This window comes from Aquiflexum sp. (assembly GCF_041751335.1).
Lineage (GTDB): Bacteria > Bacteroidota > Bacteroidia > Cytophagales > Cyclobacteriaceae > Aquiflexum.
This window is the reverse complement of the sequence record NZ_JBGSXS010000345.1, coordinates 1-3,066: the sequence shown is the minus strand read 5'-3', so window position 1 is coordinate 3,066 and position 3,066 is coordinate 1. Positions and strand designations below refer to the sequence as shown.

General features: G+C 38.7%; 3 protein-coding genes. All 3 read right to left on the bottom strand.

Annotated elements, in window-relative coordinates; all coding sequences use genetic code 11:
- Positions 1 to 498: 498 nt before the first annotated feature.
- Positions 499 to 831 carry a hypothetical protein gene (locus ACEW8U_RS19230; protein WP_373523683.1) on the bottom strand — a complete coding sequence of 111 codons (333 nt, stop codon included), beginning with the start codon at positions 829 to 831 and terminating at the stop codon, positions 499 to 501.
- Positions 832 to 857: 26 nt separating this feature from the next.
- Complete coding sequence (locus ACEW8U_RS19225) at positions 858 to 2,147, bottom strand: sorbosone dehydrogenase family protein (RefSeq protein ID WP_373523682.1); 1,290 nt, start codon at positions 2,145 to 2,147, stop codon at positions 858 to 860.
- A gap of 279 nt (positions 2,148 to 2,426) precedes the next feature.
- Positions 2,427 to 3,066 (bottom strand): ATP-binding protein (locus tag ACEW8U_RS19220; RefSeq protein ID WP_373523681.1); only part of this gene is annotated, 640 nt, incomplete at its 5' end.

Sequence of the window (3,066 nt, the reverse complement as noted above, 5' to 3'; positions counted from 1 at the left end):
GATCATAGTCTTTAAAGACTATATTTGAGTCTTGTTTTTCCACACCTCAAAATAACAATTTTGAGTTAAACAAGAAAAAGGCTACCCGAAAAATCAGGTAGCCTTTCAATTTAATTTAAATGAGACTTATGAGACAGCCTCATATGTTTATAGAGAAAAGCAGTTCTAATGGAGATTCGACCCCTATGGGGTCGAATAATAATCTCCCCTCTAATAATTATAAACATTTAATCCCTTCAGGATTTAAACTTTTTAGTCTAAAAGAGCTCAGATGACCCAAAACAAATCCTGAAATACAGGATAAAAAGAAAAAATCAATTACAGTAAAATCTCGATAAGAAATTTAAAGCAGACCTTAAATTCATTCATGGTTTCCCTTAAACAGGCTTCTAATTTATGAAGAGACAGCAGATTCAATAATTCTATTAACAATATGGGCAAGATCCCCAAGAATTAGAGAGAATTTTAAAGTGACTCCCCTTCAATCCCTTACTCCCCTTACTCCCTTTCAAGATCTTCATTTCCCTCGCCTCCAAGGCTATAATGATTATTTTCCTCATCCTCACTGCCTCTTCGCTCTTGGGCATCATCCAATTCGCTTCCGGGGATATCGAGGTCCTCACCTGCAAAATCAACCTTTCGCTTTCTTCTCAATAATTCCTCGTCATCCAAACCATCCATACTCATGTCTTTTGGACCGAGAGCTCTCCTGTCTTCTGCAGTAAGCTCATATTCCTTATCTGGATTTTGCTCCTGTAAGCGATCCAAGCTGTTTTTTGCAGCTTCTTGCTGATCTTCCGTTGGTTTCTTATCCTTATTTTGATTGCTCATGATGTTTTTATTTTTTGATTGTTGAATTATTGTTCTGTTCTACTTGACTGATTGGATGCGGTTACTTTCCATAGTGTGTTTCCGGTATCGTCATTGACCAAAATAGATCCGTCAGGCAATACGGCGACACCGACCGGTCTGCCATACACTTCTGATTTTTCATGGTCAGCAATAAATCCGGTTAGAAAATCCTCAGGCTCGCCAGGCTTGCCGTTTGAGAAGGGAACAAAAAGAACTTTAAACCCACTTAATTCGGATCGGTTCCAGGAGCCATGTTGTCCCACGAAAGCACCTTTTCGGTATTTTTCAGGAAATTTATCATTGTCATAAAAAGCCAATCCTAATGAAGCTGTATGATTTCCCACCGGTACATCTGGAATAATTGCCTTTTCTACCAGGTCTGGTCTCATTCCTTCCATGCGGGGGTCTTCGATCTGACCGAAATAGGAAAATGGCCAACCATAAAATCCATCTCTTTCTACACTGGTGATGTAGTCCGGCACAAGCTTGTCTCCCAATTTATCGCGCTCATTTACTGCGGTCCATAATTCACCGGTTGCAGGATTCCAGTCCATGCCCACAGGATTTCGTAGTCCTGATGCAAAAAGCACTTCTCCGCTTCCATCAGGATTGATTTCCAATATGCAAGCCCTTCGTTTTTCTTCATCCATTCCATGTTCTCCATTGTTGCTGGCCGAACCTACAGATACATAGATTTTACTTTCATCTTCATTTGCCAAAAGATTCCTTGTCCAATGGTTATTGTATCCACCCGCAGGAAGATCTAGGATTTTTTCTCCTTCCGTTTCCAGTTTTGTTTGACCATGTTGATACGGATATCGATAAAGACCGTCGGTATTGGCGATAAAAAAGTATTCTCCCAAAATCAACATGCCATAAGGTTGGTTAAGACCATCAATAAAAATTTTCCTAGTGGCATAATCGCCATTTCCTTCTTTATCCTGTAGTATGGTGATCCTATTGGCACTTTTTTCAGTATTACTCTCTACGACAAACAGGTCTCCGTTTGGACCAACATAAGTGATGCGTGGATTATCGAAGTCCTCGGCAAATTTGGTGACAACAAAACCCTCAGGAGCTGTAGGAAGACCCTCAGAAGGCCAATCGACCAGTTTGCTTTCATTTCGCACTGACTCTGTGGAATATGGCGAGGGAAGGACCAATGGGCCAATAGTTGTTTTCACAGTGTCCGCCCCTTGCTTGGCAAGCTCATTTTTTTCTTGACTGACCACCCTTGAAGCACAAGATGCATTGATCAACAAAAAAAGTAGTGTTGGCAGTATAAAATTTTTCATGGATAAAGTTTTTTAATGAAAAGATATTTTCTTTTCTGGCTTTGAATTGATAGAAGTAAACAATTGTGAATGAAACCAAAACAGTCACCTACATGATAAGGAGACGCAACAAATGATCCAAATATAGTCTACTGTAGTCAATTAGGTAGAATGGACCTAGTATAGCTCAAAAAATGATTTGATTGCGCTAAAAACCTAAATTGTAAATAATTAAACCAGAAATATTTTGCCACAATATGTGGTGAAATTAGGCTGATTTGTTGCTATTAATGGGGGTGATTAAGATTGATCATTAAACTCCACATAAAAGGTACTGCCAATCTGGGGAACACTCTCGACCCAGATCCGTCCGTTCATGGCTTCTATTTGGCATTTTGTGATATATAAGCCAAATCCTTTAGCATCTGGATGGGAATGAAATACCTTTCTTATTTTGAAAAGGTCTTTTCCGTGTTTGTTTAAATCAATGCCTAATCCATTATCGGCAACAGAAATCACAATTTTATTTCCCTCTCTTTTGCTTTGGACACGAATATGGGGTGTGCGTAAGGGTGATTGATATTTCAAAGAATTGCTGATCAAGTTATGTAATATACTCCATACGTAGGTTGGTGGAAAATTGATAACAGGCGACTCATCAAAATCGCATTCAATCAGTGCTTTGGAATAATTTATTTGTCTTCTCAAATTAGCACATGTTTTTAAAAAAAATTCATTCAGATTAATCATTTCTGATTTAATCTCTAAATCAGATTTAACTTGAAGTGATTCCATCAATTCCTCTAGTATCTCGTTAAGGATTGCAGTTGATACTTTCAGGAGATCCTTAAGTTGGGCTACCTCGGATTGCTCTTTGGTCTCCGTAATATCATCCACCAACATGAATATATTATTCAGTGGGCCTCTTAGGTTGTGAGAG

Coding starts and splice junctions, on each gene's coding strand:
- ACEW8U_RS19230 (WP_373523683.1), bottom strand. CDS start 831: ATGAGCAATCAAAATAAGGATAAGAAACCAACGGAAGATCAGCAAGAA.
- ACEW8U_RS19225 (WP_373523682.1), bottom strand. CDS start 2,147: ATGAAAAATTTTATACTGCCAACACTACTTTTTTTGTTGATCAATGCA.